At 64.7% G+C, this 26,449-nt stretch carries 24 protein-coding genes; 10 read left to right on the top strand and 14 right to left on the bottom strand.

Annotated features, from left to right (window positions below; genetic code table 11):
• Positions 1-142 precede the first annotated feature (142 nt).
• Positions 143-1,063 (bottom strand): phosphoribosylaminoimidazolesuccinocarboxamide synthase, encoded by a 921-nt coding sequence (locus tag BDD18_RS00600; RefSeq protein WP_044399082.1) that lies wholly within the window; start codon positions 1,061-1,063, stop codon positions 143-145.
• Positions 1,064-1,475: 412 nt separating this feature from the next.
• On the opposite strand from BDD18_RS00600, the gene hpf reads away from it, so the two are divergent.
• The gene (gene hpf, locus BDD18_RS00595; RefSeq protein ID WP_044399058.1) at positions 1,476-1,811 is read left to right on the top strand and encodes a ribosome hibernation-promoting factor, HPF/YfiA family; all 336 of its coding nucleotides are present in this window, start codon (positions 1,476-1,478) and stop codon (positions 1,809-1,811) included.
• 54 nt (positions 1,812-1,865) lie between these two features.
• Here hpf and BDD18_RS00590 read toward each other — a convergent pair whose 3' ends face one another.
• A complete protein-coding gene (locus BDD18_RS00590; protein ID WP_125958944.1) occupies positions 1,866-3,197 on the bottom strand; it encodes an IS4 family transposase in 1,332 nt (443 codons plus the stop codon).
• 97 nt (positions 3,198-3,294) lie between these two features.
• On the opposite strand from BDD18_RS00590, the gene BDD18_RS00585 reads away from it, so the two are divergent.
• The 5 genes from BDD18_RS00585 (at position 3,295) to BDD18_RS00565 (ending at position 8,432) form a co-directional block, all read left to right on the top strand.
• Positions 3,295-4,512, top strand: a complete 1,218-nt coding sequence (locus BDD18_RS00585) for an FtsX-like permease family protein (RefSeq protein ID WP_142080792.1) — start codon at positions 3,295-3,297, stop codon at positions 4,510-4,512.
• Positions 4,513-4,577: 65 nt separating this feature from the next.
• The gene (locus BDD18_RS00580; RefSeq protein ID WP_044400623.1) at positions 4,578-4,829 is read left to right on the top strand and encodes a hypothetical protein; all 252 of its coding nucleotides are present in this window, start codon (positions 4,578-4,580) and stop codon (positions 4,827-4,829) included.
• Between the two features lie 68 nt (positions 4,830-4,897).
• Positions 4,898-5,518, top strand: a complete 621-nt coding sequence (locus BDD18_RS00575) for a DUF3299 domain-containing protein (protein WP_044400620.1) — start codon at positions 4,898-4,900, stop codon at positions 5,516-5,518.
• A gap of 65 nt (positions 5,519-5,583) precedes the next feature.
• Entirely contained in the window at positions 5,584-6,048 is a 465-nt protein-coding gene (locus tag BDD18_RS00570) for a hypothetical protein (RefSeq protein WP_142080790.1), read from the top strand.
• Positions 6,049-6,329: 281 nt separating this feature from the next.
• A complete protein-coding gene (locus BDD18_RS00565) occupies positions 6,330-8,432 on the top strand; it encodes a TonB-dependent receptor domain-containing protein (RefSeq protein ID WP_142080789.1) in 2,103 nt (700 codons plus the stop codon).
• A gap of 44 nt (positions 8,433-8,476) precedes the next feature.
• Here BDD18_RS00565 and BDD18_RS00560 read toward each other — a convergent pair whose 3' ends face one another.
• Both BDD18_RS00560 and BDD18_RS00555 read right to left on the bottom strand, forming a co-directional pair.
• On the bottom strand, positions 8,477-8,749 hold the full coding sequence (locus tag BDD18_RS00560; RefSeq protein ID WP_142080786.1) for a helix-turn-helix domain-containing protein: 273 nt from the start codon (positions 8,747-8,749) through the stop codon (positions 8,477-8,479).
• Positions 8,750-8,961: 212 nt separating this feature from the next.
• Positions 8,962-9,936 (bottom strand): Bug family tripartite tricarboxylate transporter substrate binding protein, encoded by a 975-nt coding sequence (locus BDD18_RS00555; protein ID WP_142080784.1) that lies wholly within the window; start codon positions 9,934-9,936, stop codon positions 8,962-8,964.
• Positions 9,937-10,081: 145 nt separating this feature from the next.
• Between BDD18_RS00555 and BDD18_RS00550 the strand changes: the two genes are divergently transcribed.
• The 3 genes from BDD18_RS00550 (at position 10,082) to BDD18_RS00540 (ending at position 14,143) form a co-directional block, all read left to right on the top strand.
• Positions 10,082-11,389, top strand: a complete 1,308-nt coding sequence (locus tag BDD18_RS00550; RefSeq protein ID WP_142080782.1) for an IS4 family transposase — start codon at positions 10,082-10,084, stop codon at positions 11,387-11,389.
• 413 nt (positions 11,390-11,802) lie between these two features.
• A complete protein-coding gene (chrA, locus tag BDD18_RS00545) occupies positions 11,803-13,077 on the top strand; it encodes a chromate efflux transporter (protein ID WP_142080781.1) in 1,275 nt (424 codons plus the stop codon).
• 112 nt (positions 13,078-13,189) lie between these two features.
• Positions 13,190-14,143 (top strand): AEC family transporter, encoded by a 954-nt coding sequence (locus BDD18_RS00540; RefSeq protein WP_142080778.1) that lies wholly within the window; start codon positions 13,190-13,192, stop codon positions 14,141-14,143.
• A gap of 159 nt (positions 14,144-14,302) precedes the next feature.
• On the opposite strand, the gene BDD18_RS00535 is transcribed toward BDD18_RS00540, so the two are convergent.
• From BDD18_RS00535 to mnmC, 10 genes are all read right to left on the bottom strand, one after another.
• Entirely contained in the window at positions 14,303-15,097 is a 795-nt protein-coding gene (locus BDD18_RS00535) for a hypothetical protein (protein ID WP_142080776.1), read from the bottom strand.
• Positions 15,098-15,168: 71 nt separating this feature from the next.
• A complete protein-coding gene (locus BDD18_RS00530; protein WP_142080773.1) occupies positions 15,169-16,221 on the bottom strand; it encodes an NAD(P)/FAD-dependent oxidoreductase in 1,053 nt (350 codons plus the stop codon).
• Between the two features lie 115 nt (positions 16,222-16,336).
• Positions 16,337-16,666 carry a ferredoxin FdxA gene (gene fdxA, locus BDD18_RS00525; protein ID WP_142080771.1) on the bottom strand — a complete coding sequence of 110 codons (330 nt, stop codon included), beginning with the start codon at positions 16,664-16,666 and terminating at the stop codon, positions 16,337-16,339.
• 118 nt (positions 16,667-16,784) lie between these two features.
• On the bottom strand, positions 16,785-18,161 hold the full coding sequence (locus BDD18_RS00520) for a sulfate adenylyltransferase subunit 1 (RefSeq protein ID WP_142080768.1): 1,377 nt from the start codon (positions 18,159-18,161) through the stop codon (positions 16,785-16,787).
• Positions 18,161-19,114 (bottom strand): sulfate adenylyltransferase subunit CysD, encoded by a 954-nt coding sequence (gene cysD / locus BDD18_RS00515; protein ID WP_067511677.1) that lies wholly within the window; start codon positions 19,112-19,114, stop codon positions 18,161-18,163. Before cysD ends, BDD18_RS00520 begins: the two co-directional genes overlap by 1 nt.
• A gap of 15 nt (positions 19,115-19,129) precedes the next feature.
• The gene (locus BDD18_RS00510) at positions 19,130-19,753 is read right to left on the bottom strand and encodes a phosphoadenosine phosphosulfate reductase domain-containing protein (protein ID WP_211360629.1); all 624 of its coding nucleotides are present in this window, start codon (positions 19,751-19,753) and stop codon (positions 19,130-19,132) included.
• 2 nt (positions 19,754-19,755) lie between these two features.
• Complete coding sequence (locus BDD18_RS00505; RefSeq protein WP_066787154.1) at positions 19,756-20,136, bottom strand: DUF934 domain-containing protein; 381 nt, start codon at positions 20,134-20,136, stop codon at positions 19,756-19,758.
• A 12-nt stretch (positions 20,137-20,148) separates the two neighbouring features.
• A complete protein-coding gene (locus tag BDD18_RS00500; RefSeq protein ID WP_142080766.1) occupies positions 20,149-21,987 on the bottom strand; it encodes a nitrite/sulfite reductase in 1,839 nt (612 codons plus the stop codon).
• Between the two features lie 10 nt (positions 21,988-21,997).
• Entirely contained in the window at positions 21,998-22,801 is an 804-nt protein-coding gene (locus BDD18_RS00495) for a sulfite exporter TauE/SafE family protein (RefSeq protein WP_067511675.1), read from the bottom strand.
• Positions 22,802-22,940: 139 nt separating this feature from the next.
• Positions 22,941-24,899 carry a bifunctional tRNA (5-methylaminomethyl-2-thiouridine)(34)-methyltransferase MnmC2/FAD-dependent 5-carboxymethylaminomethyl-2-thiouridine(34) oxidoreductase MnmC1 gene (mnmC, locus tag BDD18_RS00490; RefSeq protein WP_142080763.1) on the bottom strand — a complete coding sequence of 653 codons (1,959 nt, stop codon included), beginning with the start codon at positions 24,897-24,899 and terminating at the stop codon, positions 22,941-22,943.
• A 177-nt stretch (positions 24,900-25,076) separates the two neighbouring features.
• Here mnmC and BDD18_RS00485 point away from each other — a divergent pair, with 177 nt between their 5' ends.
• Positions 25,077-26,408: an IS4 family transposase gene (locus BDD18_RS00485; protein WP_125958944.1), complete on the top strand. Its 1,332-nt coding sequence runs from the start codon at positions 25,077-25,079 to the stop codon at positions 26,406-26,408.
• The last annotated feature ends 41 nt before the right edge of the window (positions 26,409-26,449 follow it).

The following is a 26,449-nucleotide window of genomic DNA, read 5'->3' as shown; positions in this document are numbered from 1 at the left end:
GCCTCCTTTTTTTGTTGCCGGGTTTCAGCGCGCTGGTGCTATGAAATCAGAAGCGGCTGGCGCTTGTTGGTAGCTATATTCCAATAGAAATCGGCCACGAAGTCACGCCAGTAAAGCGCAAGATGCTATCAATTAATGAGTGTCAGGCGGTGAGGCGCTCCAGCGCCTCGCGGTACTTGGCCGCCGTTTTTGCGATCACTTCCTGGGGCAGGCGTGGCGCGGGGGCGGTCTTGTCCCAGGGCTTGCCGTTCACTTTGGCCTGCTCCAGCCAGTCGCGCACGAACTGCTTGTCGTAGCTGGGGGGGTTGGCACCAGCGGCCAGGGCGGCTTCGTAGCCTTCCACGGGCCAGTAGCGGGAGCTGTCGGGCGTGAGCACCTCGTCCATCAGCACCAGCGTGCCATCGGGGGCCAGGCCAAACTCGAACTTGGTGTCGGCAATGATCATGCCCTTGGTCAGCGCAATCTCGGCCGCTGCCTTGTAGATGGCGATGCTCAGGTCGCGGATGCGGGTGGCCAGGTCCAGGCCAATCATCTCCACGGTGCGCTCGAAGGTGATGTTCTCGTCGTGCTCACCCACGGCTGCCTTGGCAGCGGGCGTGTAGATGGGCTCGGGTAGCTTGGCCGCGTTGGTCAGGCCTTCGGGCAGCGGCACGCCGCAGACCGAGCGGCTTTCCTGGTATTCCTTCCAGCCGCTGCCAGCCAGGTAGCCGCGCACCACGGCCTCCACCGGGATGGGCTTCAAGCGCTGCACCAGCATCGAGCGGCCGCGCACCTGGGCCACTTCCTCGGGCTTGACCACGCTTTCCGGGGCATCGCCTGTCAGGTGGTTGGGGCAGATGTGGCCGAGCTTGTCGAACCAGAACAGGGCCATCTGCGTGAGCAGCTCGCCCTTGCCGGGGATGGGCTCGCCCATGATCACGTCAAAGGCCGAGAGGCGGTCGCTGGCGACCATGAGGATGCGGTCGTCGCCCACGGCGTAGTTGTCACGCACCTTGCCGCGAGCCAGCAGGGGCAGCGATGTGAGGGCAGAGGTGTGCAGGGCGGGGTTGCTGGGCTGGGTCATGGTTTCGATGGTGGCAATCAACGCGCCAGGAACGTGGCGTACGAAGGCAAGGCAAGCTTGCGGGCGCCCAGAGGGCTGGCATCACAAGCGGCCAGATTTTACGCGGCTTGCCTGCTCTAGCGGCTGCAGTGGCGCGCGGTCTGTGCGGGGTGGGGTGTCGGGGGGAGATGGTGCGTGACGACGCGAGTGGTCGGTGGGCGGTGCAGTTTTGATCCGACTTCAGCATTGTGCGGGGTTTTTTGGCGTTTGGCACCTTGGGCCTGATAACCCGGCACAGCACAGCGGAATGGGATTGCATTTCAGACGGTGCAGAGGCATAGTGAACTCACGCCAACGGATGCATCCAGTTCGCCGGGCCGCCACTCTGATCCAGTGCGGCATATGTTTCACCGAGAGCACAGGAGACCTATTTATGAATCTGACGATCAGCGGGCACCACCTCGAAGTTACCCCTGCCTTGCGCAATTACGTCACCACCAAGCTCGATCGGATCACTCGCCACTTTGACCAGGTGGTGGACGTCAAGGTACTGCTGACAGTAGAGAAACAGAAGGAGAAGGAAAAGCGCCAACGTGCTGAATGCAACATCCATGTCAAAGGCAACGATTTGTTTGCAGAAAGCGCCCATTCAGACCTGTACGCTGCTGTGGATGAACTCGTAGACAAGCTGGACCGCCAAGTGGTGCGCCACAAGGATCGCCTGCAAGACCACCACCACGAAGCTGTAAAGCGTGAGTTGCAAGTCTGACGCCACTGCCTGATTGGCATTCGCACAGCAACCGCCCCCTGGGGCCAATGCCGCTCAGTTAAGTCTGAGCGGCATTTTTTTGACGGGATACTGGGTCTTGGTCATACGAACCTCACGCGGATACCGCCTGTGGGATCTGCGAGGCGGCAGCACGAAGCGGCGGATGTTCTTTCTCATGGCCGCAAGCTTGGCCGGGATGGCCCCAGGGGTGTGTGATCCTGAACTCCACAGCCACTCATCCACGATGTAGCGCAGCGCCGTGATGAAGCTGATGCGACAGGGCTGCACTTTGGCCTCGTCTGCGATGCGCGTGATCTCCAAGCGGATCAGGTTGTACATCAACAAGGTTGCCCACAGCTCTTGCTTGACCCCATCGGGTTGCTGGCTGCGCAACGTCATCGCCTGGCCCAGCATGTCCGTCTTCATCTCTCCATAGGCCAGCTCAATCTCCCAGCGTTCGTGGTACAGCGCGAACACCTCCTCGGCCTTGTAGCGTGCCGGATCCATCAGGGACGTGAACAAGGTTCTGGGTTTGCCATCGAGTTCACGGGTGATGGCGCGCACCTCCCACGTGAGCGGCAAGCCGGGGTCTTTCTTGCGAGCTTGGGGCGAGACCTTCATGCGCAAGCTCACATCGCCAGGGCCATGCGTTTGCACCACCTCGCCCCTGAGTCCGGCACGCGCAGGGATCAGCCAGTGACGTCCCTGGCGGTGTTGCAGCGGCCACAGCAGACTTGCCGAGTAAAACCCTTTGTCCACAATCACCAGCGAGTCAGGCGGCAACTTCGGCCACAAGCGTTCAGCCAATGCGTACTCACTGGTGTCGTAGGCATCCAGGCTGGCATCTACCAATAAACGAGCTCTGGCATCGAGCAAGCAGGCCATGCGCACCAGGGGGAAGGGACTTTGGTGGTCTGCGTGGTTGCGCTGGCAACCAAAGTGCTGGCGGTTGTCTTGTGTGTCGGGGGTACGCCAGACCACGCCATCCAATGCGTACAGCGCCAAGCCTTGCCAGCGGTGGCGAGCGGCCTGCTGGTGCGCCCAATGGGCAGCAGTGTGGCGAAACAGCCATTGCAGGGGCTCACTGCCCAGCCGTTGGCGCGCCTGGCTCAGCGCGCTGGAGCTGATGGGTTCATTGTGCTGCCCAGGCAGTGCCAGCTCCAGTACCTCGGCCACGTTCACGATGGAGCGGTCTCTAAGCAAGGCCACACCCAATACCAGCCAAAGTGCCTGCTCCATGGGCAGTCGCCGCTTGCGCAGCGTGGCTACACCCGTCATCTGCAAGGCCTGTTCAATCCACTGCTGGGGTATGTTGCTTTGAACGACACCCCATTGTTCGGGGCTCGCAAACTCATGGGTATCGTTCAGGTACTCTTGCAGCAGCATTGGCTATCGCTTGACCTCTATGGCCAAAGCTCAATTGATCAAGCCTGCACTGTACAAACAACAAAGACCCCGAAGGGCCTTTGCTTAACTTACTGGCATTGCCGCATTGGCATGGCGTTATCTGTGGTCGCGGCCGCTGGCGGCGGCGCTCAACCTGTTGCTGCTGGCCCTGGGGCTGGCAGCCATCACGCTGGTGCTGCTGGTGTCCACCCAGCTCGACCGGGCTTTTGAGCGCGACCTGGAAGGTATTGACCTGGTGGTGGGCGCCAAGGGCAGCCCGCTGCAGCTCATTCTGGCGGGGGTGTTCCACATCGACGTGCCCACGGGCAACATCCCCCTGCAAGAGGTGCAGGCGCTGCAGCAAAACCCGCTGGTGGCCCAGGTGGTGCCGCTCAGCCTGGGTGACAGTTACCAGGGCTATCGCATCGTGGGCACCACGCCGGATTACGTAACGCACTACCGCGCCACCCTGGCCGAAGGCGCGCTGTGGCAGCAGCCCATGGACGCTGTGCTGGGCGCCAGCGCAGCGCGCGGCATCGTCAAGCCCGACCATGCCGGCCAGCCCCTGGTGGGGGCCACCTTCATCGGCAGCCACGGGCTGGGCGGGGGCGGGCATGCGCATGGCGACCACCCCTACCGCGTCAGCGGCGTGCTGGCGCCCTGCGGCTGCGTGCTCGACCGGCTCATCCTTACCAGCACTGAATCGGTCTGGCAGGTGCACGAAGCCGCCACGGCCGACGACCCCGAAGACCTGGAAATCCTGAAGCAAGAGCGCGAGGTTACCGTGGCCCTGGTGCGCTACCGCACGCCGCTGGCGGCTGTGTCGTTGCCGCGTGCCATCAACGCCAACACCTCGATGCAGGCCGCCGCACCAGCCATTGAAGTGACCCGCCTGCTACGCCTGCTGGGCGTGGGCGCCGACGTGCTGCGCGCCTTTGGCGGCGTGCTGCTGGCCGTGGCGGCGCTGAGTGTGTTCATTGCGCTGTGGAATGCCGTGCGCGAGCGCCGCTTTGACCTGGCCATGCTGCGCATGCTGGGCGCGCAGCCAGGCCGCGTGGCCGGGCTGGTGCTGTGCGAAGCGCTGTGGCTGGCGGCCCTGGCCTGCGCCCTGGGCTTGCTGCTGGGCCACGGCCTGGCGCATGCCCTGGGCTGGGCGCTGCAGGCGCAAGGGCTGCTGCCTGTGACGGGCGCCGTGTGGTTGTCTGAAGAGGCCGGTGTGCCGCTGCTGGCGGGCCTGGTGGCTGCACTGGCAGCGCTGCTGCCGGCCATGCAGGCCTATCGCACCGATGTGGCCGACCTGCTGGTGCAGCCCTGATGCCGTGTTGTAAGTGCCGTGTTTGTTTTTTTGTTGTTCGTTGATCTCACCTGAAAGGAATCACCATGAAGAAACTCTGGACCGCCCTGTGCGTCGCCCCCTTGCTGCTGGCCAGCGCTGCCGCCCTGGCACAGGCCCACTCTGACAAGCAGACCAAGGAAGACATCGAGCGCCACCGCGCCATGGCCGCCGCCCATGAAGCCGCTGCCAAGTGCCTGGAAGGCGGCAAGGGCGAAGCCGTGTGCATGAAAGAGCTGCAGGCGGCCTGCAAAAACCTGGCCATCGGAAAATACTGCGGCATGAAGCACGCGCATTGAGGCGCGTCCCTCACGCCTGCGCCTCGCTGTCGCCTGATTTTTTCGCTGATTGAAAGAAGAGTCTGCCCATGCCCCGCCTGCTGTCCTGCTCCCATGCCACCTGCCATGCGTCTAGCCTCGGGGCAGCGCGTTGGCGTGCCGTTGTGCTGGCCTGTGCTGTGGTGGTGGGTGGGGCAGGGGCGGCCAGCGTGCAGGCGCAGGCATCAGGCGCGGCAGGCACTCCGGCGCTCAGTTCACCCCTGCCGCCCGGCACCCACGGGCAGCCAGCGGTGGCGGGCAGCGGGGCCGGTTACCACAGCCCCAACAGCCCCATTGCGCCGCTGCCCGTGCGAAGTGATGTGGTGCCCTGGTCGGTGCTGACCGACCTGACCAAGAAAACCACGGCCAACGCTGTGCTGCCCGTGTTCAACGCGCAGCAGCAGGGTATGCACCAGACGGTGCAGCGCATCCAGGGCTTCATGGTGCCCATGGATGCCAAACCCACGCAAAAGCATTTTTTGCTCACCTCCGTGCCCTTGACCTGCTCGTTCTGCATTCCCGGCGGGCCTGAGAGCATGGTCGAAGTCAAAGCCAAGACCCCCGTGCGCTATTCGCTGGAACCCGTGGTGGTCGAAGGCAAGTTCAACGTGCTGCCCAACGACCCCTACGGCCTGTTCTACCGCCTGGTGGAGGCGGTGCCCGTGAAGTAACGGGCTGCAGCGATTCCCCGTTGCCCTGTGTGTTGCTGCTGAAGTCTCTCCGCCTTTCATCTGCCATGCCCCTGCCTTTGCCACGGCCCCGCCAGCGTGCGTGCACCGCCGCGCGCCCGCGTGCTGGTGCGCGCGCATGGCAGGCAGTCTGGCTGGCCTGCCTGCTGCTGGCCCTGGCATGGGTGCCCACCCTGGGCCGGGTGCACCAGGCGCTGCATTCTGGCGACCACCGCACGGTGCCCATCCAGGGGCTTGCGCATACGGGCGATGCTGCGCACCCCCATGCCCGTGCGCAGGTGGCACCAGCCGCAGTCGCGCTGATCGAATCCCTGCTGCCCGCCCATAACAGCGGGCTGGACTGTCTGCTGCTGGATCAGTTGGCCCTGGCCGATGGCCTGCTGGCCCCTGCGCCGGGCTTGCCCGCCGTCCCCAGCACCCACCACGCCCCGATGGGTTTGGTGCAGCACGGGTGGGTGCTGCACCGGGCCCTGTTCCAGGCACGCGCCCCGCCTGTAGCCCTGCGGGCCTGAACCGCGTCGCTGGCCTCGGCTGCTGTGGCTGTGGGGGCTCGGCTGCTGGCTGACCTGTTCGCTGTCTTCCCACAGCCAGATCGGCGCGTGACGCACGCTGGTTGTCAGTGCGTTATTTACTCCTGATTTGATAGCTGCTAGCGCTTGACTGGAAAGCGCTAGCGTGCATTTTTGTCTCAATCTTTGCAGGGCTGGCCGGCCGTGCCCGCCTGGGTTGCTGCGCATGGTGCGTCGCAGCGTCTGCCTTGTTCGCCTCTGATTTTTTACCTCCAAGGTTTCTCATGATTTATTCCACATTGGCCTCGCGCCGCCTTGCCCTGCGCCCCGTGGCCCTGGCCGTTGCTTTGCTGGCTGCAGGGGGCTCGGCGCTGGCCCAGACCCAGGCCACCGCGCCTGCCGCTGCCGCCGAAGCCAGCCTGCCTTCCGTCACTGTCTCTGCCAGCGGCCTGCAGCTGGGTGCGGGCGAGATGACCACGCCCGTGACCGTGCTCGAAGGTGACGAACTGGTGCGCCGCCGCGAGGCCACGCTGGGCGAGACGCTGAGCAGCGAGCCCGGCATCACCAGCAGCCACTTTGGCGCCGGGGCCAGCCGCCCCATCATTCGCGGCATGGACGGCCCGCGCGTGCGCGTGCTCAGCGACGGTGCCGAGCTGCACGATGCCTCCACCATCAGCCCCGACCACGCGGTGGTGTCCGAGCCCATGCTGGCCACGCAGATCGAAGTGCTGCGCGGCCCGTCGGCCCTGGTGTACGGCAACGGTGCCGTGGGCGGCGTGGTCAATGTGCTCGATGGCAAGGTGCCCACGGCCATCCCGCAAAAAGGCTACGAAGGCAGCGCCGAGTTGCGCGCCAACACAGGCGCCCGTGAGGGGGCGGGTGCTTTATCGCTGACCGGTGGAGCAGGCAACCTGGCGGTGCATGTGGAGGGCGTGGCCCGCGACGCGGGCGACTACCGCGTGGGCAAGGGCTGGGCGCCTGAGGGCGAGGCCACCCGCAAGGTGCCGGGCAGCTTCAACCGCACCGACACGGGCAGCGTGGGGCTGTCGTGGGTGGGCGAGCGCGGCTACCTGGGCGCGGCCTACACGCGCCAGACGGCCAAGTACGGCCTGCCGGGGCACAACCACAGTTTTGACGGCTGCCACACCCATGGCGACCATCTGCATTGCGAGGCTCATGCGGGCGAAGACGATGGCCATGACCATGACCACGAAGGTCACGACCATGGCGATGTGCCCGTGGTGGATCTGCGCAGCGAACGCTTTGACGTGCGCGGCGAGCTGCGCAACCCGTTCGCAGGCTTCTCGGCCCTGCGCCTGCGTGCGGGCGTGACCGACTATGTGCACGACGAGGTCGAAGACGGCGCCATCAGCACCACGTTCAAGAACAAGGCCTATGACACCCGCGTGGAGTTGCAGCACGAGCCTATCGCCGGGTTCAAGGGCGTGGTGGGGTTGCAGACCTCGCAGCGCAAGTTCAGCGCCGAAGGGGAAGAGGCTTACGTGCAGCCCACCGTTACCCGCAAGGTGGGCCTGTTTGTGCTGGAGGAATACCGCCTGGGCAACTGGCGTTTTGAAGGCGCACTGCGCCATGACCGCCAGACGGCCGAGGCGCAGACCACGGGCATCGAGCGCAGCCATAACGGCACCTCGGCATCGCTGGGCGCGGTGTGGCGCTTCACGCCTGGCTACCAGGTGGGTACCTCGTTCACCCGCGCCAGCCGTGCGCCGTCGGCCGAAGAGCTGTACGCCCGGGGCCTGCACATGGCCACCAGCACCTACGAGCGGGGCAACGCTGATCTGCGTTCAGAGATTTCGCAAAACATCGACGTGAGCCTGAAGAAGACCAGCGGCGACACCACATTTGGTGTGAGCGTGTTCCACAACAAGATCCACAACTACATCTACGGCCGCACGCTCGATGCGCTGGATGCCCTGCAACTGCTGCAGTACAGCCAGGCCGATGCCACCTTCACCGGCATCGAGGGCCAAGTGCGCCAGGCCCTCACGCGCAACCTGGGCATCACGCTGTTTGGCGACACTGTGCGCGCCAAGCTCGACGGAGGCGGCAACCTGCCGCGCATACCGGCCGCCCGCGCTGGCTTGCGGCTCGATGCCAACTGGCAGGCCTGGGAGGGCCAAGTGGAATGGGTGCAAGTGGCCCGCCAAAACCGCGTGGCCGGGTTTGAAACCGCCACCCCTGGCTACGGCATGCTGAACCTGGGCGCCGCCTACCACGGCAAGCTGGCCAACGGCTCGCCCTGGCAGTTGTACGTCAAGGGCAACAACCTGACCGACCGCCTGGCCTACGCCCACACCTCGTTCATCAAAACCGCTGCGCCGCTGATGGGACGCAACATCACCGTGGGCGTGAAAGTGGCGTTCTGATGAAGACCGGGGCCTGTGGCGTGCACGGGCCCTGGTGGGGTGGGCTAGGTGTTTTGGACCAGCGCATGCGTGGGGTGCTGCCCCGTCAGCAGCAAAAACATGGCGAAGACGGGGCCTTGCATGGTGCGCTCGTCGGTTTCGCTTTCCAGGGCTTGCCAGGTGCGGGACTGCAGGCCGCCCCGGCTGCCCTGCTGCACCGGGTAGCCCATCAACTCGGCCGCCTGCACTTGGCTCAGGCCTGCGGCGATGCGTGCGGCTTTGAGTTCGCCAGCCGTGGGGGCGGGCATGTCCAGGGTGAGAGGGGGGCTGGATGTCATGGGGCAAAAAGGTGAGAGTTCATTGCCTTTGCCCGTCTGAGCGCTCACCCAACTCAGCGAAGCAGCCCTGGCTAACCACGCCAGGGGAGTTGGGGCAGCAGCTCTCGGCAAGGCAAGGCGTGCAGGCTTTCCATTGTGATGGATGCGGCACCCTTGCCACTTCTTGTGCAGTGCAGGGCCGCAGCCTGGCGCCGCGGCCCTGGCTGCGTGCGTCAGTCGAGCTTGATCTTGGCGGCCGTGACCACGCTGGCCCAACGTGCCCGCTCCTTGGTGAAGAACTGGTCTTGTTCGGCCGGCGTCATGGTGACCACCTCGGCCCCCTGGCCCGCCAGGCGCGAGCGGATTTCTGGCGCGCGGATGGCCGTGATGAGCGCCTTGTTGAGCTTTTGCACCACGGCTTCGGGCGTGCCGCGTGGCACCAGCACGCCTTGCCAAGTGCCCGATTCATAGCCCGGGATGCCTTGCTCGGCAATGGTGGGCACGTCGCCAATCAGCGGCATGCGGGTGGACTTGGAAACGCCCAGCACCTTGAGCTTGCCGTTTTGCACCTGGGGCAGGGTGGCCAGCATGCCGTTCATCAGCACCTGGGTTTGCCCGGCCACGGTGTCTTGAATGGCGGTGACACCGCCCTTGTAGGGGATGTACTGCCAGCGTGCGCCACTGGCGCGCTCCAGCGCCAAGCCAGCCAGGTGCGGTGCGCTGCCTGTGGCCGTAACGGCAAAGTTCAGGTCGTTCTTTTTGGAATAGGCGACCAGCTCCTTGAGGTTGTTCACCGGCACCGAGGGGTGCACCACCAGCAGGTGGGGCGAGTAGGCCAGCATGGTCACGCCACGCAGGTCTTTGGACGGGTCGAACGACAGCTTGGTGTACACCGACGGGCTGATAGCCAGTGCGCCCACGTCGCACAGCAGCAGCGTGTAGCCATCAGGCTCGGCCTTGGCCACCAGGTCGGCGCCCAGGTTGCCGTTGGCGCCTGCCTTGTTTTCCACGATCACGCTTTGCTTGAGCGATTCCGACAGCACCTGGCTGATGGATCGCGCAATGATGTCCGAGCTGCCGCCGGGCGGGTAGGGCACGATGATGCGCACCGTTTTGCTGGGCCATTCAGCCGCGTTCTGTGCAAAGGCGCTGGCCGTGGCCAGCAGGGCAAAGCCGGCCAGTACGGCGGAGCGGCGAAGGATGGTCATGGAATTGTCTCCCGTTGGTAAAATGTTGTTGGTCATCGTACAACATGAAAAAAGCCAGCACAAGGGCAATGCCAGTCAGTTAAGCCCGCAGGCGGCTTGATCCAGTAAAAAGGGGACGTGTTCAACACGTTCCCTTTTTTGCTTGATGAGCCTGCTTGCAAACGCCTTGCGCCAGACCCTGCCCCGAGTACCTGATCGCCTCGAGCAGCTCAGCGCGTTGATAGACCCTGCCTGGATCGCGCAGGCGCTGGGGATCAGCGGCAAGGCCTCCATCCGCCGGCGCAAGCTGCCTGCCGAGCATGCCGTGTGGCTTGTGATCGGACTGGCGCTGTTTCGCGACCGGCCACTGTGGCAGGTGGTGCAGCAGCTGGATTTGAGCCTGGATGGACAAGCGCCGCCTGCACCGAGTGTCAGCGTGCAAGCCCGCCAGCGCCTGGGCGAGGAGCCTCTGGCCGAGCTGTTCGCTCTACTGACCCAAGCCTGGAGCCGTCCTGCGGTGAATGTGCGCCAGCCACTGCGCGTGCTGGCTGTGGATGGTGTGGTCTGGTCGGCGCCGGACACCCCTGAGAATCGAGTCGAACTGGGCAGCTGCAGCAACCAGCATGGCCTCTCGCCCTGGCCGCAGATCCGCGCCACTTGCCTGATGGACACACACAGCCACGAGATGCTTGATGCCAAGCTCGGCGCCATGGACTGCGGCGAATTGAGCCTGGCAGCGCAGTTGCGCGGCGAGGATCACTCGGTGACCCTGTTTGACCGAGCGTACTTCTCGGCAGCGTTCTTGTTGGACTGGCAGGCTGCGGGTACGCAGCGCCACTGGTTGATGCGCGCGCGGGACAATCTGCGCCATGAGATCGTCCAGCAACTGGCGTGCGGCGATGCGCTGATCCGCATGCCGGTGTCCCCACAAGCGCGCAAGGCACACCCGCATCTGCCCAGCCACTGGCAGGCACGCCTGATCGAGGTGAGCGTGGGTGGACGGCTGCGCCGCTTCATCACATCCTTGCTGTGTCCCCGCACGCATCCGGCGCAGGAGCTGGCCGAGCTCTACCACCAGCGCTGGGAGATCGAGTTGGGGTTCCGGGAGATCAAGCAGACCCTGCAAGAGGGTGAGCCGGTGCTGCGCAGCAAGCAGCCCGCGCTGGTGCGCCAGGAGCTGTGGGGTGTGCTGATCGCCTACACGCTGCTGCGCCGCTGGATGCGCGAGATGGCAGCGCACGTCCAGGTCGAGCCCCAGCGCATCAGCTTCCACACAGCCAGCTACGCCATCGTGAACTTACTGGCGGTCCCCAGCCTGGACTCTGCCGGCACCTTGCCCAAGCAGTTGGCAGCCCTGTTGGCGCAATCGCGACACTTCGTGCTGCGGCCACGCCGCACTGGGCGCAGCTTCCCAAGGGTCGTCAAAAAACGCGCTTCCAAATTCCCAACGAAAAAAATGCCAGTCAGCTCTTAACTGACTGGCATTGAGCACAAGGGGATTTTTCTGGGGGAAATCACTATGTGATGCCTCTGGTTACAAGGGAGAAGCTGACTTAATCTGATGCTGACTGATGGCCCGATTTCACCCGAGACAGGTTGGATGGAGCGATTCTGAGAGAAAAATTGTCGTTTAATCTCAATTTGTTGTACGACAACACACAACTAATCGAGATGAAGGCATCTTCCCGTGCGCAGCCCCTTTCGGGTGATCAATGCGAAAGCGCCACAGGCTTTGTCCTTGGTTGCCTGTGTCAGTAGCGCGGGTGGCTCGGTGCGCCTGGCGAGCGCCTTTTCGTCACTCAGCCATATCGCTGTGGCAGAGTAGCGCCCCGCATCCCACAAACACGTCTGGCTTTCGCTGGGCGTGGGTTTTTGTCTTTACGCGCCATGTCTGTCACACCAAGTCCGTCCACGTCCGCCGTTGCACCTGCCACTCCCTGGGAGGTGTTCTGGGTGTTCCTGCGCCTGGGGTTGACCTCGTTTGGCGGGCCTGTGGCCCACCTGGGCTACTTCCGTGATGAGTTTGTGGTGCGCCGCCGTTGGCTCACGGAGCACAGCTACGCAGACCTGGTGGCGCTGTGCCAGTTCTTGCCGGGCCCGGCCAGCAGCCAGGTGGGTATGGCGCTGGGGCTGATGCGTGGTGGCTGGGGTGGTGCGCTGGCAGCTTGGGTAGGGTTCACGCTGCCGTCGGCCTTGGCGCTGGCGTTGTTGGGCCTCGGGTTTTCTGCGGGCGGGTTTGGCATGCCTGCAGGGTTGGTGCAGGGCCTCAAGGTGGTGGCCGTGGCTGTGGTGGCCCAGGCGGTGTGGGGCATGGCGCGCGGGTTGTGTGCCACGGCAGGGCGGGTGGCGTTGATGCTGGCCGCCTGTGCCATTACCTTGGTGCAACCGGGTGTAGTGGGCCAGTTGGCTGCTATGTTGGGGGCAGGCTTGGTGGGGTGGTGGGCCTGGGGCCGCAAGCAAGCTGATGCGGTGCCGAGTGCGGTAACCGACGCGCGGGACGCCTGGGCTGTCCCTCTTTCGCGTCGCGGGGGGCTGGCGCTGTTGGCAGTGTTCGCCGCCCTGCTGGTGGTGCTGCCGTGGTCGGTGGCCGTGGCGCCCGCCGCAGACGGCACAGCTTCTGCGCTCTTGGTAGTGGATGCGTTTTACCGCGCCGGTGCGCTGGTGTTTGGCGGCGGCCATGTGGTGCTGCCCCTGCTGCAGTCGGCCGTGGTGGAGCCCGGCTGGGTGTCTGCCGACGCATTTTTAGCGGGCTATGGTGCCACCCAGGCCGTGCCAGGCCCGCTGTTCACCTTTGCTGCCTTTTTGGGTGCGGCGATGGCGCCTGGCTGGGCCGGAGCAGGCTTGGCGCTGCTGGCCATTCTGGGTATTTTTCTTCCGGCTTTTTTGCTGGTGGCGGGCGCACTGCCCTGGTGGGCGCCGCTGCGCCAGCGGACCTGGGCGCGGGGTGTGCTGGCCGGGGTGAATGCAGCGGTGGTGGGCTTGCTGCTGGCCGCGCTGTATCAGCCAGTGGCCACCAGTGCGCTGCACAGCGCGGCGGATGTGGCCCTGGCGCTGGTGGCGCTGGCTGCGCTGCTGCGCTGGCGGGTGCCGCCCTGGGCGGTGGTGGTGGCCACCGCGTTGACGGGCTGGGGGCTGCAGGTCTTGCTGCCGAGTTTGATATGAAAATCGGCCCTGGCGCTTATTTATAAAGCGGAAGCAGCTATTAAATTAATAGCGTTGCTGCGCTGACTCTGTTGTTCCCGTCCTTGTTCTTTTTTCCTTCTGGCGTGCTGTCTTGAATTCTCCTGTCATTGCTTCCCTGGTTCCCGTGGTGCTTTTCATTGCCATCGGCTTTGTGGCGGGCCGCCAGGAATGGATCCGCGCCAGCGCGGTGAAAGACCTGTCCAACCTCGTCTTCATGGTGCTGTCGCCCGCGCTGCTGTTTCGCACCATGAGCACCGTGCACATCGAAGATCTGAACTTTGGCCCGGTGGGCATCTACTTCGCCGCGTTCGGCGTTTTGTATTTCGCCACCCTGGCCTGGCAAGGCTTCAACCGTCTGGCGGCGGCGCGGGCCCTGGCCAACACGTTCAGCAACACTCTGATGATTGGTGTGCCTCTGGTGGGCCTGGTGTTTGGCGATGCGGGCCTAGTCACCCTGTTCACCCTGATTTCGGTGCACTCGCTCATCTTGCTGACCGCTGCCACCGTGGTGTTCGAACTGGCCGCCGCGCGCGAACACGCAGGCCAGTCAGACGCAGTGCAGCCCCCCATGTGGCGCACTGTGCTGGGCGCCGTGCGCAACGGTGTGCTGCACCCGGTGCCACTGCCCATCCTGGCCGGCCTGTTGTTTGCGCAGACCGGGCTGGTACTGCCCCCGGTGGTCGACAAACCCCTGCAGTTGCTGGGCCAGGCCCTGGGCCCGTTGGCCCTGCTGCTGGTGGGGGTCACGCTGGTGTTCACCCGCGTGGGTCACCATTTCAAGGGCGCACTGCGCATCGCCTTGGCCAAGTGCATCGTTCACCCGCTGCTGCTCGCCGCCATGGCCTGGGCCCTGGGCCTGTCAGGACTGCCCCTGGCCGTGATGATCGTGGCGGCATCGCTGCCCGTGGGGGCCAACGTGTTCCTGTTCGCGCAGCGCTACGAAGTGGCCCAGGACGAGGTGACCGCCAGCGTGGCGGTGTCCACCATGCTGGCGCTGGTGACGATGCCAGTGGTGATTTTGTTGACTACGCGGTTTGTGGTTTGAGCGGGGTGGTGTTGCATGCCGGTTTGGATTTGAGTAACGCAAATTGAGTGTTCGTTATGAGTAAATTTGGACGACAGCTTTAGGTCCTGAGCGGACATTGCGTTAGACGAAACCAGATCTTGGGATCAAGCTGAAATCTCACATTGAGACTGCCAGCTCTCAAGGGGTTACTCCAAGATCTTTAGCGATAGCTGCACGCAATGCGCATACTTCCGGGCTGCTCAGAATCAACTCGATCGCTGCAATGAACTCAAGGTACACAGCATCGATCTTCTCCGGCTCGTATGCAAATGTTGAAGATTGGTCTTCTTCGAATGTTCTCGGGTCGAAACCGATAGTCGGAATCCCATCTGGTAGCCCTATGTGAAACACGCGTCTCAATCGTCCCAACCCGTGCAGTTTCTCTTCAGAAAGGTACCCCTTCGGCATCGGATCGTAGTGAACGCCGCCAAGCTTGTTTGCGACATACAGCAGGATGTCATGTCGCGACAGCAGGACGCTTGGTCTCACTTCTTTGGGCGAATTTACAGAGTGCGTCGATATGAGTGGTGGGCTCATCGCAATGGTCTGCTTTAGAAAGGAATCAAGTTTCAGAGGGACACGGGCTTCCGGATTGAAGCTATCCCCCAATCTTTGGGATCCCTTGTTGATTGCCACACCTGCAAACTGGACGCCGAACACTTCCACACCCAACAAACAGAACGCCGCAACGCGGTGGTTCCGAGCAGCTCTGAGCAGAGGGTTGGAATCAGCTGGGTGAAAGAGGAGTGGAAGCCTCCTACGACCCACTGCCGCAGGAAGCTCCCCGTCAAGCAAAAGTCGTCTGACAGAAGCCGAATGTACTCGTACGTCGTCTTCAGTCGGCCGCTGAACTTCCTTCAGTTTGGTCAGATTGCGTAAATCACCAAACAGCACCGCGTCGCGGGCGAGATCTTGGCTAGGTTCTCGGTTCATACATCGATGCTAAAGCAACGTGCGGTAACCTATTAATCCGATCCTAGGGTTAGGTCCGCTCCTTGCCGTCTTCAACCGTTCACAGTCGCGGCTGACCCCACCCGCAGCAACTGGTGCAGACGCGTACTGCTGGTGGTGTACTGCAGCGCCACAGGCTTGCCGCTCAATGCTTCCGCCGCAGCAAAGGCGGCCAGGGTGGCTTCGTGAAAGCCGCAGACGATCAGCTTGCGCTTGCCGGGGTAGGTGTTGATGTCGCCCACCGCGTAGATGCCGGGCACGCTGGTGGCAAAGGTGGCGGTGTCTACCACCAGTTGTTTGCGCTCCATGGCCAGGCCCCAATCGGCAATCGGGCCGAGCCGGGGTGATACGCCAAGGGCTACCACCAGTAAATCCAGTGGCAGCGACACGGTGGTGTCTTGCGGGGTGGTGATGTGCAGCGCGGTCAGCCGCTCGCCGGCGCAGTCCATGCCTGTGGGTTGGCCCACGACCACCTGGATGCGGCCGGCATTGCGCAGGGCCTGCAACTGTGCCAGCGCTTCGGGCGTGGCGTTGAAGACATCGCGCCGGTACAGCAGCGTCACGCTGGCGGCTTGCCCGGCAGTTGCGGCTTCCACCGCGCAGGCCACGGCCGCATCGTCACCGCCGTGCACCACCAGCCGCTGGTCTTTGAGCGATGCCGCGGCAGGTAGCCGTGTGTAATGCAGTTGGGTCCCCACAAACCGGTCTATGCCGTCCAGCTTGAGGGCCTTGGGCACGAACGCGCCCACGCCCGCCGCGATGAACACTGCGCGGGCACTCAAGGTGGTGCCTTGGGCGGTGGTGACGTGAAAGCGCCCGGTGTCTGCCTGCGGTTGCAGAGCAGCCACCTGCGTGTTCAGGTGCCACTGGGGCTGGAAGGGGGCGACTTGCTGCTGCAGCAGGGCAGCCAGTTCGCGCCCGGTGCACACGGGCACGCCGGGAATGTCGTAAATGGGTTTGTCGCCATACAGCTCCACGCATTGGCCGCCCGCGTAGGGCAGCGCGTCAATGATGTGGGCGGACAGGCCTTGCAGGCCCAGCTGGAACACCTGGAACAGGCCCACCGGGCCTGCACCGATGACGACGACATCGGTTTCTTGAATCATGGGCGGGGCAGAGGATGCTGGAACCCGCTGGAAGATGGCACTGCCGAGTCATGCCGCTGCGCCATTGCCATGCTCTGGCAAAGGGCGGTGCAGCGGCGGGCAGCGCCAGCGGGCATTACTTGACCAGGTCAGCGATCTTGCCGGGCTTGCCGTTCCATTCGTCGGCGTCGGGCAAAGCGGGCTTGCGCTTGGTGATGCTCTTCCAACCATCGGCAAAGGCCAGCTCGGCGTTGATCTTGATGAAGGCGATCTGGTCTGCCGGCAGGTCTTCTTCGGCAAAGATGGCGTTGGCAGGGCACTCGGGAATGCACACGGCGCAGTCGATGCACTCATCGGGGTCGATGACGAGCATGTTCGGGCCTTCGCGGAAGCAGTCCACGGGGCACACGTCCACACAATCGGTGTACTTGCACTTGATGCAGTTTTCGGAGACGACGTGGGTCATGGCAGAGGGTGTGTGGGTCGGTCGGTAAAAACCCGCGATTTTAAGGCTTTCACCGCGCGGGTTGAGAGGGCCCCTGAGCCCGCAAGGGGGACTCAGGGCATTTTTTTATTGCGCTGGGTCAGTTCACCAGCACCGCGCCAGCGGTCTTGTGGCTGGCGGTGTCCACCAGGATGAGCGATCCCAGCACGCGGGCCTGGGTGAATGGAGCGGCGGGAATGGCCTCTTGCAGCAGCAGCTCCACATGGCCAATGGCGTTGGGGTCGAGCTGTGTGGCGGCTTCTTCGGCCAGGGTGTTGATGTTGAGCTTGTGCACCACGGCCTTGACCTTGGCCTTGACCCAGCGGTGGCCATGCAGCGCCCAGTACACGCGGCCCGCGACCAGCGGTTCGTCGTCCATCCAGGCGATGGTGGTGCGCAACTCGCGGCTGGCAGGCCAAGCCGGGGTGGCGGCGGGGGTGTCGCCAAAGTCGTCGTCAGCAGCGGGCGCTGCGGCGGCGGTGGGCGCGGCCAGAATCCAGTCGCCGCGCGAGACATCCACCTCGCGGTCGAGGATGATGCCGGCGCTGGTGCCTGCGGGCACGTCCTTGGGGCGGCGGGCGTGGTCCAGCACCTGGGCCACTGTGGCGAGCTGGCCGCTGGGGAAGATCTGCACGGCGGTGCCGGGCGCGAAGGTGCCCGCAGCCACACGGCCCCAGAACACGCGGCGGCCCTGGCTGGTGTCGGATGAGGACGAGAACTTTTCGACCCACTGCACGGGGAAGGCGGGGGCCAGCGCTGTGTCGGCTGGGGTGTTGGGCAGCTCTTCCAGCACTTGCAGCAGCGTGGGGCCGGTGTAGCCGCACCAGCCTGCATGGGCATCGACCACGTTCCAGCCCTTGAGAGCCGACACCGGCACCGTGGCACGTACGGAGATGCCCGCGGCCTGGGCAAAGGCTTGCAGCGCGCCCTGGATGTGCTTCCAGGCCAGCGCGGGGTCTTCCACCGCGTCCAGCTTGTTCACGGCAAACACCAGCGAATGCACGCGCAGCAGGTGCACCAGCAGGCTGTGGCGGCGGGTTTGCGGCAGCAGGGCCAGGCTGGGGTTCTTCCAGTCGAGCTTGGTGGCATCGACCAGCACCACGGCGGCGTCGGCGCTGCTGGCGGCCGTCACCATGTTGCGGGTGTACTGCTCGTGGCCGGGCGCGTCGCCAATGATGAACTTGCGCTCTTCGGTGGCGAAGTAGCGGTAGGCCACGTCGATGGTGATGCCTTGCTCGCGCTCGGCGCTGAGGCCGTCGGTCAGCAGGGCCAGGTCGGTTTCACCCTGGCGCTGCACGCCCGCCAGGTGGTCTTGCAGCACGGCCTTGCTGTCTACCAGGAGGCGGCCAATCAGTGTGCTCTTGCCATCGTCCACGCTGCCGCAGGTGATGAACTTGAGGGCGGAGATATGGTCATTTTGGGCTCCAGCGCTTGCTGGATAAGCGCTAGCAGCTATTGAATTGGTAGTGTTTGTCATCAGAAATAACCGTCCTTCTTGCGCTTTTCCATCGACGCGTCGCTGGTCTTGTCATCCATGCGCGTGGCGCCACGCTCGCTCACGTCGGCGGCCAGGGTCTCGATGACGATCTCGGCCGGGGTAGCGGCGGTGCTTTCCACCGGTGCGGTGCAGGTGATGTCGCCCACGGTGCGGAAGCGCACGTCGCGCGTTTCGACCACGTCGCCTTCACGCGCGGGAGTCAGCTCGGTCACCGGCATCAGCAGGCCCTTCTTGTCCACCACCTGGCGCTTGTGCGTGTAGTAGATGCTGGGCAGGCCGATCTGCTCGCGGTCGATGTACTGCCACACGTCCAGCTCGGTCCAGTTGCTGATGGGGAACACGCGGAAGTGCTCGCCGGGTTGCAGGCGGGTGTTGAACAGCGTCCACAGCTCGGGGCGCTGGGCCTTGGGCTGCCATTGGCCGAAGCTGTCGCGGTGGCTGAAGATGCGCTCCTTGGCGCGCGCCTTTTCTTCGTCGCGGCGGGCGCCGCCGATCAGCGCGTCAAAGCGGAATTCTTCAATCGCTTCGAGCAGCGTGACGGACTGGTGCACGTTGCGTGATTCGCCGGGGTGCGCCAGGCGCACGGTGCCGCGCGCCATCGAATCCTCCACGCTGCGTACGATCAGTTCAGCACCCAGTTCCTTCGCGCGGAAGTCGCGGAAGTCCGTCACTTCCGGGAAGTTGTGGCCCGTGTCGATCATCAAGAGCGGGTACGGAATGCGGCCCGCGCCAAAGGCCTTTTCGGCGCACTTGAGCATGACCAAGGAATCCTTGCCGCCCGAGAACAGCAGGGCGGGGCGCTCGAAGGCGGCGGCGACTTCGCGCAGGATGAAGATGGTTTCTTCTTCCAGGGCGTCGAGGTGCGAGTTGTTGAGGTGGTAGCTCATGTTGTTGGTTTTCTCAAGCAGCGCTGAGTCGGTGCGGGCGTTCATGGTCGGGCCTGGGGGTCAGTGGGCGAGGTGCAAGCCGCACTCGCGGTTGTCTTCACCCTTGGTCGGGTCCACGTAGTCGAAGTTGTTGGGCAGGCCGTGCTTCACGCAGTACTCGTGCAGGTCTTTGGACGACCAGTGCAGCAGCGGGGCGACCTTGATCAGGCCGTCAGGGTTGATGCTGACCGGGTTCATCTGGGCGCGCACGGCGGTGTCGGTAGCGCGCAGGGCGGTGAACCAGACTTGCGGTGCGGTCTCGCGCAGGGCGCGGGCAAAGGGTTCAAGCTTCACTTCGGCGGTGAAGGCGGCGTGGCGTGGGTCGTCCAATGCGGGCGTGGGGCCTTCCACCGCCTCGCGATGGGCGCGCGAGCGCAGGGGCAGGTAGATCTTCAGGTTCAGCCCCAGCTGCTTCGTCACCTCGTCGGCAAAGCGGTAGGTGGCTTCGGTGTTGTAGCCGTTGTCCATCCACACCACGGGCACCTTGGGGTTCACTTGCGTGACCATGTGCAGGATCACGGCTTCAAAAGGCCGGAAGTTCGTAGTGACGATGCTGGTCTTGCCCAGGCCCAGGGCCCATTCCACCAGGGCGGGCGCGTTGCGGCCCAGGTCGGCGTTGACGGCGGTGAGGTCGATGTGGCCCATGGTCATGCTGCCTTTCGGAAGTGGGGCAGCGGCTCGGTCACGTCGCCCTGGTAGAAGCCCTTGAAGCGGTCGAACTGGCGCTGGGCATCGGCCATGTCCAGGCCTTCGCGCAGCACGGCCACGTCAAAGCCGCAGCGGGCCATCTGCACCAGCTGGTCGATCAGAACGTCGCCGGTGGCGCGCAGCTCGCCCGCAAACTTCAGGCGGCCGCGCAGCAGGCGGGCCTGGCTGAAGGCCCGGCCGTCGGTGAACTTGGGGAACTGCAGGTCAATGCGGTCCACGCCCGCCAAGTCCAGCTCGAACGGGTTGGCGTCGTTGGGCAGTTCAATGACTTTCAGGCCTTCAGGGCTTGGCTGGTGCTCGTGAGCAGCTATTATTTTCATAGTGATAAACCCTCAGGCGGTTTCGGTTTCAGCGGGGCGGCGGGCGGCGTTGGCGGCGGCTTTGAAGGGCTCCAGGCCCACGCGGCGCACGGTGTCGATGAAGTTTTCGTAGCGTGGGCCTTGCGCGTCATCGGCCAGCGGCTGGCGCTCGGTGCGGTAGGTGTTCAGCAAGGCTTCGATCACGCCCGGCACTTCGGCGGCGCTGAACGAGGGGCCGATGATCTTGCCCGGCGTGGCAGGGCCCGACAGATCGGAGCCATCGGCGCCGCCCAGGGTGATCTGGTACCACTCCTTGCCGTCCTTGTCCACGCCCAGGATGCCGATGTGGCCGCTGTGGTGGTGGCCGCAGCTGTTGATGCAGCCGCTGATGTGCAGGTCGATTTCGCCCAGGTCCCACAGCTCGTCCAGGTCCTGGTAGCGCTCGGTGATGGTTTCGGCAATCGGCAGGCTGCGCGCGTTGGCCAGCGAGCAGAAGTCGCCGCCGGGGCAGGCAATCATGTCGGTGAGCAGGCCGATGTTGGGCTTGGCCAGGCCCAGTGCCTTGGCGGCCTGGTACAGCGCGGGCAACTGGTCGCGGCGCACCCAGGGCAGCAGCAGGTTTTGCTCGTGCGTCACGCGGGCTTCGCCGCCCGAGAAACGGTCGGCCAGCTCGGCAGCGGCTTCCATCTGCTCGGCCGTGGCATCGCCCGGCGCGTAGCCCAGGCGCTTGAACGACAGCATCACGGCGCGCAGTTGCGGGTGGCGGTGTGGCAGCACGTTGCTGGTGAGCCAGCGACCAAAGTCGCGGTCGTCGCTGGCGGCGGTGCGCAGCAGCTCCAGCGTTTCGGCTTCGGCGTTGGCGGGTGACAGGTCCAGCTCGGGCTCGCGGAAGTTCGCGGCCACGCGGTCGTATTCGGCCTGGGTGATGGTGTGCGGGCCGCCTTCGTCCTCGACGATCTGGCGGAACTCTTCATTCACCTGGTCGATGTAGGCCTGGCCTTCGGCCTTCACCAGAATCTTGATGCGCGCCTTCCAGCTGTTGTCGCGGCGGCCGTAGCGGTTGTAGACGCGGATCACGGCTTCCAGGTAGTTCATGAGCTGGTTCCAGGGCAGGAACTCGCGCAGCACCGGGCTGATGGTGGGCGTGCGGCCCATGCCGCCACCCACGCGCACCTTGAAGCCCAGCTCGCCCGCGTCGTTCTTCACCAGTTGCAGGCCCACGTCGTACCAGCCCAAAGCGGCGCGGTCTTCGCGCGCACCGTTGATCGAGATCTTGAACTTGCGGGGCAGGAATGAGAACTCGGGGTGCAGCGTGCTCCATTGGCGCAGGATTTCGCAAAACGGCCGGGGGTCGGCAATCTCGTCGGCGGCGATGCCGGCCAGTGCGTCACTGTTGATGTTGCGGATGCAGTTGCCGCTGGTCTGGATGCCGTGCAGCTGCACGGTGGCCAGCAGGTCCATCACGTCAGCGGCCTTGGACAGCGGAATCCAGTTGTACTGCACGTTGGTGCGCGTGGTGAAGTGGCCGTAGCCGTACTTCAGCTTGGTGCCAATGCGGCGGCCGTCGGCCAGCGGAATGTCGCCCAGCTTTTCTTGCGTGGCCTGGGCCTCGGCCAGCAGGGCGGGCTCGGGCTGGTCGTATTCGCGGGCCACGCGCGCCAGCACGCGCAGTTGCGTGCTGGACAGCTCGCCGTAGGGCACGGCCACGCGTAGCATGGGGGCGTAGCGCTGCACGTACCAGCCGTTTTGCAGGCGCAGGGGGCGGAACTGCTCTTCGGTCAGCTTGCCCGCTTGCCAGCGTTCGAGCTGGTCGCGGAACTGCTCGGCGCGCAGGCGGATGAATTGGCGGTCAAAGTCGGTGTATTGGTACATCGTGGAGCACTCAGATCAGAATCAGTTTGAAGCCCGCCCAGGCGAGCAACAGAGAAAGGGCAGAGCGGATAAGGCGCTCAGGGGTGCGGCTGACCAGGCGCGAGCCCAGCCAGATGCCCGGCAGCGAGCCAGCCAGCAATTGTGCAAGCAAAGGCCAGTCCACCGAGCCGAGCGATGCATGGCCCAGACCCGCCACCAGGGTCAGCGGCACGGCGTAGGCAATGTCGGCACCGATGATGCGCGGCAGCGGCAGCAGGGGGTACACCAGCAGCAGCACGGTGACGCCGATGGCGCCCGCGCCCACCGAGGTGAAGGTGACCAGCGTGCCGATCACCGCGCCCAGCAGCACGGGCAGGCTCCAGTGGCGGGGGCGGGTGACGTCGCCGGTGTGGGCCTTGCGTGCGGCGTTTTGGGCGGCCTGGCGCTGGGCAGAAAAAACAATCGCCTTGTAGAGCGTGGCAGCGGCCGTGAGCAGCAGGGCAAAGCCCAGCGTGGTGGTCATGATGCGCTGCGCGGTGGCGCTGGCCGGGCCCAGGGTGCGCAGCGCCCACAGCGCCAGCAGGGCGGCCGGAATGCTGCCTGCGCACAGTTGGCCCACCACTTTCCAGGGCACCAGGCGCTGGCGGGCCAGGCTGACGGTGCCGCCCATCTTGGTGAAGGCCGCAAACAGCAAATCGGTGCCTACGGCCATGTGGGGCTTGATGCCGAAAAAGAAGATGAGGATCGGCGTCATCAGCGAGCCACCGCCCACGCCAGTGAGTCCGACGATCAGACCCACCGCGAAACCCGCAAAGACAAACGCCAATTCATGCATGGCGGCGAATGTAGAGGGGCTTCTTATGGAAGCAAACTATTGTTTTGTGCTTCTAATATGCAAATATAGATATAAAGACGTGTTGTAAGAGGCGCCGAGCTGGTGGTCAATCAGTTTTCCGGCAGTCCACACAGCGTTTTTACATCCGCTCACTCGCCAGTGCTCGGGCCAGTTTGGCGTCCAGCGGCAGGGGTTCGCCGTTCAGGCGGGCGGCCAGCAATTCGCCGCACAGCAGGGCCAGAGTCAGCCCCCGCGCGCCCATGGCGGTGCACACCCACAGGCCGGGCAGCGTGGCGGCATCCACCGGCCCCACGATGGGCAAGCGGTCGGGGGCGGTGCAGCGCACGGCGGCCCAGTGTTCCACCGAGGCGGCCGCGCCATCGGCCTGCTCGCCAGCCGCCAGCCGGGCTTCGAAACGGGGCGCCAGGGCGCGGGCGGCGGTGGGCATCAGGGTTTGCAGCTTGTTCCATTGCCCCTGGTGGGCGGCGAGCTGGTCTGGCGCGCTGGCAGGTAGTTCGGTCACGTTACGCTCGAATGTCGAGCCCATGATCCAGCCGCGCTCGGTGGCCTGCTCAGCCGGGTTGTCAGTCTGCCCCACGCCAAACGACGGCACCACGTTGCCATGCCCATTGGCCGGGAAGGGCGCGGGTGGCGGCAGGTGCGCGGCATAGCGGCCCCAGGACACCTGGCCGCGCACGGGCTGCAGGGGCCAGCGCTCGGCCAGCAGGGTGGGGCTGCCTGCGCCTGCGGCAATCACCACCACAGGGGCCTGGGCCAGCACCTGGCCTTGCGCATCCAGTGCCTGCCATTCTTTGGGGGCGGCGGCATCGGCCCCCGGCATGGGGCGCAGGCTTGCCACGGCGCATTGGCCACGCCAGGTCACGCCAGGCTCGCGCAGCAGGGCTCGCACCAACTGGGGCGGGCGGATCCAGCCCGCCCGGGTGTGCCAGCAGGCCACGGCCTGGGGCGGCAGGCCCGCCTGTTCGCGGGCCGATTCGGGGGCCGGAATGGTCCAGTCGGCGCCTGGCCCTGTGTGCCAGTCGGCGGGCAAGCCGGGGGTGCCGTCGGTGCGGTGTTCCAGCACGCCCGTGGGGCCCCAGTCTTGCCCGGCCTGCAGGCGTTGGCTGGCTTGCTGCAAGGTGGTGCGCACGCCGCTGCGCGACAGGCGCGAGAGCACGGCATCGTCGGGCGACACATGGGGTGCAAACACGCCCGCTGGCAGGCCCGATGCGCCTGCAGCGGGTTCGGCCGCCTGGTCCAGCACCTGCACCTGCCAGCCCCGGCGGGCCAGGCTGGCGGCAGCGGCAGCCCCGGCCAGCCCGCCACCAATCACCAGGCAATGCTGGTGCTGTGCGCTGGCTAGGGGGGCTACGTCGGGTAGCGTGGCCGTGCGGGCACGGGGTTCCCAGCGGGGGTTGTAGGTGGCGTGCAGGTTGTCGCGCTTGGGGGGCACGCCGGGCACGCGTTGCACTTCAAAGCCGCACTCGGCCAGCGCGTCGCGCACGGCGCGGGCAATGGTCCAGGTGGCCAGCTGCGTGCCCCGGCGGCAGCAGCGCGCCACGGCTTTGAGGGTGTGGGCGCTCCAGATGTCAGGGTTGACGGAGGGGCTAAAACCGTCGAGGTACACCGAGTCGGCCGTGGGCGCCTGCTGGCGCAGCATTTCTTGCGCATCGCCCACATACAGGGTGAGCAGCACGCGGCCGTCCTCAAAGCTCAAACGGTGCACGCCGGGCAGCAGGCCCCACCATTGGGCGTGGAGCTGTTCGGCCAAGGGCGCCAGTTCGGGGTGGGCGGAGGTGGCGCGCAGCAGGTCGGCAGCGCTCACGGGCCATGCTTCCGTCGATATGAAGTGCAGCAGGCGGGGGCGCTGCGCGTCGGCCCGCCAGGCGGCCCAGGTGACGAGAAAGTTCAGCCCAAAGCCAAAACCCGTTTCCAGCACCCGCCACTGGGGCTGCCCAGCCCAGGCCGCAGGCAGGCTGCAGCCTTGCAGAAACACGCGGCGGGCCTGGTCCAGCCCCCCGTTTTCACTGTGGTAACGGTCGGCAAAGCGGGGGCTGTAGGGGGTGCCGTCGGGCAGCCAGTCGATGGGCTCGGACATGGGGTATGCAAGTGCTGAACACCGGGCCCGTGCAAGCCTTGCGCGCGGCCCAGAAAAACAAAGGGCGCCACAAGGGCAATGCCAGTAAGTTAAGCAAAGGCCCTTCGGGGTCTTTGTTGTTTGTACAGTGCAGGCTTGATCAATTGAGCTTTGGCCATAGAGGTCAAGCGATAGCCAATGCTGCTGCAAGAGTACCTGAACGATACCCATGAGTTTGCGAGCCCCGAACAATGGGGTGTCGTTCAAAGCAACATACCCCAGCAGTGGATTGAACAGGCCTTGCAGATGACGGGTGTAGCCACGCTGCGCAAGCGGCGACTGCCCATGGAGCAGGCACTTTGGCTGGTATTGGGTGTGGCCTTGCTTAGAGACCGCTCCATCGTGAACGTGGCCGAGGTACTGGAGCTGGCACTGCCTGGGCAGCACAATGAACCCATCAGCTCCAGCGCGCTGAGCCAGGCGCGCCAACGGCTGGGCAGTGAGCCCCTGCAATGGCTGTTTCGCCACACTGCTGCCCATTGGGCGCACCAGCAGGCCGCTCGCCACCGCTGGCAAGGCTTGGCGCTGTACGCATTGGATGGCGTGGTCTGGCGTACCCCCGACACACAAGACAACCGCCAGCACTTTGGTTGCCAGCGCAACCACGCAGACCACCAAAGTCCCTTCCCCCTGGTGCGCATGGCCTGCTTGCTCGATGCCAGAGCTCGTTTATTGGTAGATGCCAGCCTGGATGCCTACGACACCAGTGAGTACGCATTGGCTGAACGCTTGTGGCCGAAGTTGCCGCCTGACTCGCTGGTGATTGTGGACAAAGGGTTTTACTCGGCAAGTCTGCTGTGGCCGCTGCAACACCGCCAGGGACGTCACTGGCTGATCCCTGCGCGTGCCGGACTCAGGGGCGAGGTGGTGCAAACGCATGGCCCTGGCGATGTGAGCTTGCGCATGAAGGTCTCGCCCCAAGCTCGCAAGAAAGACCCCGGCTTGCCGCTCACGTGGGAGGTGCGCGCCATCACCCGTGAACTCGATGGCAAACCCAGAACCTTGTTCACGTCCCTGATGGATCCGGCACGCTACAAGGCCGAGGAGGTGTTCGCGCTGTACCACGAACGCTGGGAGATTGAGCTGGCCTATGGAGAGATGAAGACGGACATGCTGGGCCAGGCGATGACGTTGCGCAGCCAGCAACCCGATGGGGTCAAGCAAGAGCTGTGGGCAACCTTGCTGATGTACAACCTGATCCGCTTGGAGATCACGCGCATCGCAGACGAGGCCAAAGTGCAGCCCTGTCGCATCAGCTTCATCACGGCGCTGCGCTACATCGTGGATGAGTGGCTGTGGAGTTCAGGATCACACACCCCTGGGGCCATCCCGGCCAAGCTTGCGGCCATGAGAAAGAACATCCGCCGCTTCGTGCTGCCGCCTCGCAGATCCCACAGGCGGTATCCGCGTGAGGTTCGTATGACCAAGACCCAGTATCCCGTCAAAAAAATGCCGCTCAGACTTAACTGAGCGGCATTGCGCCACAAGGGCGCCGTGCTGGATTTGGTTTG

Source organism: Acidovorax temperans (assembly GCF_006716905.1).
GTDB lineage: Bacteria > Pseudomonadota > Gammaproteobacteria > Burkholderiales > Burkholderiaceae_C > Acidovorax > Acidovorax temperans.
The sequence above is the reverse complement of the archived record's forward strand: the minus strand, read 5'-3'. Positions and strand labels throughout refer to the sequence as shown.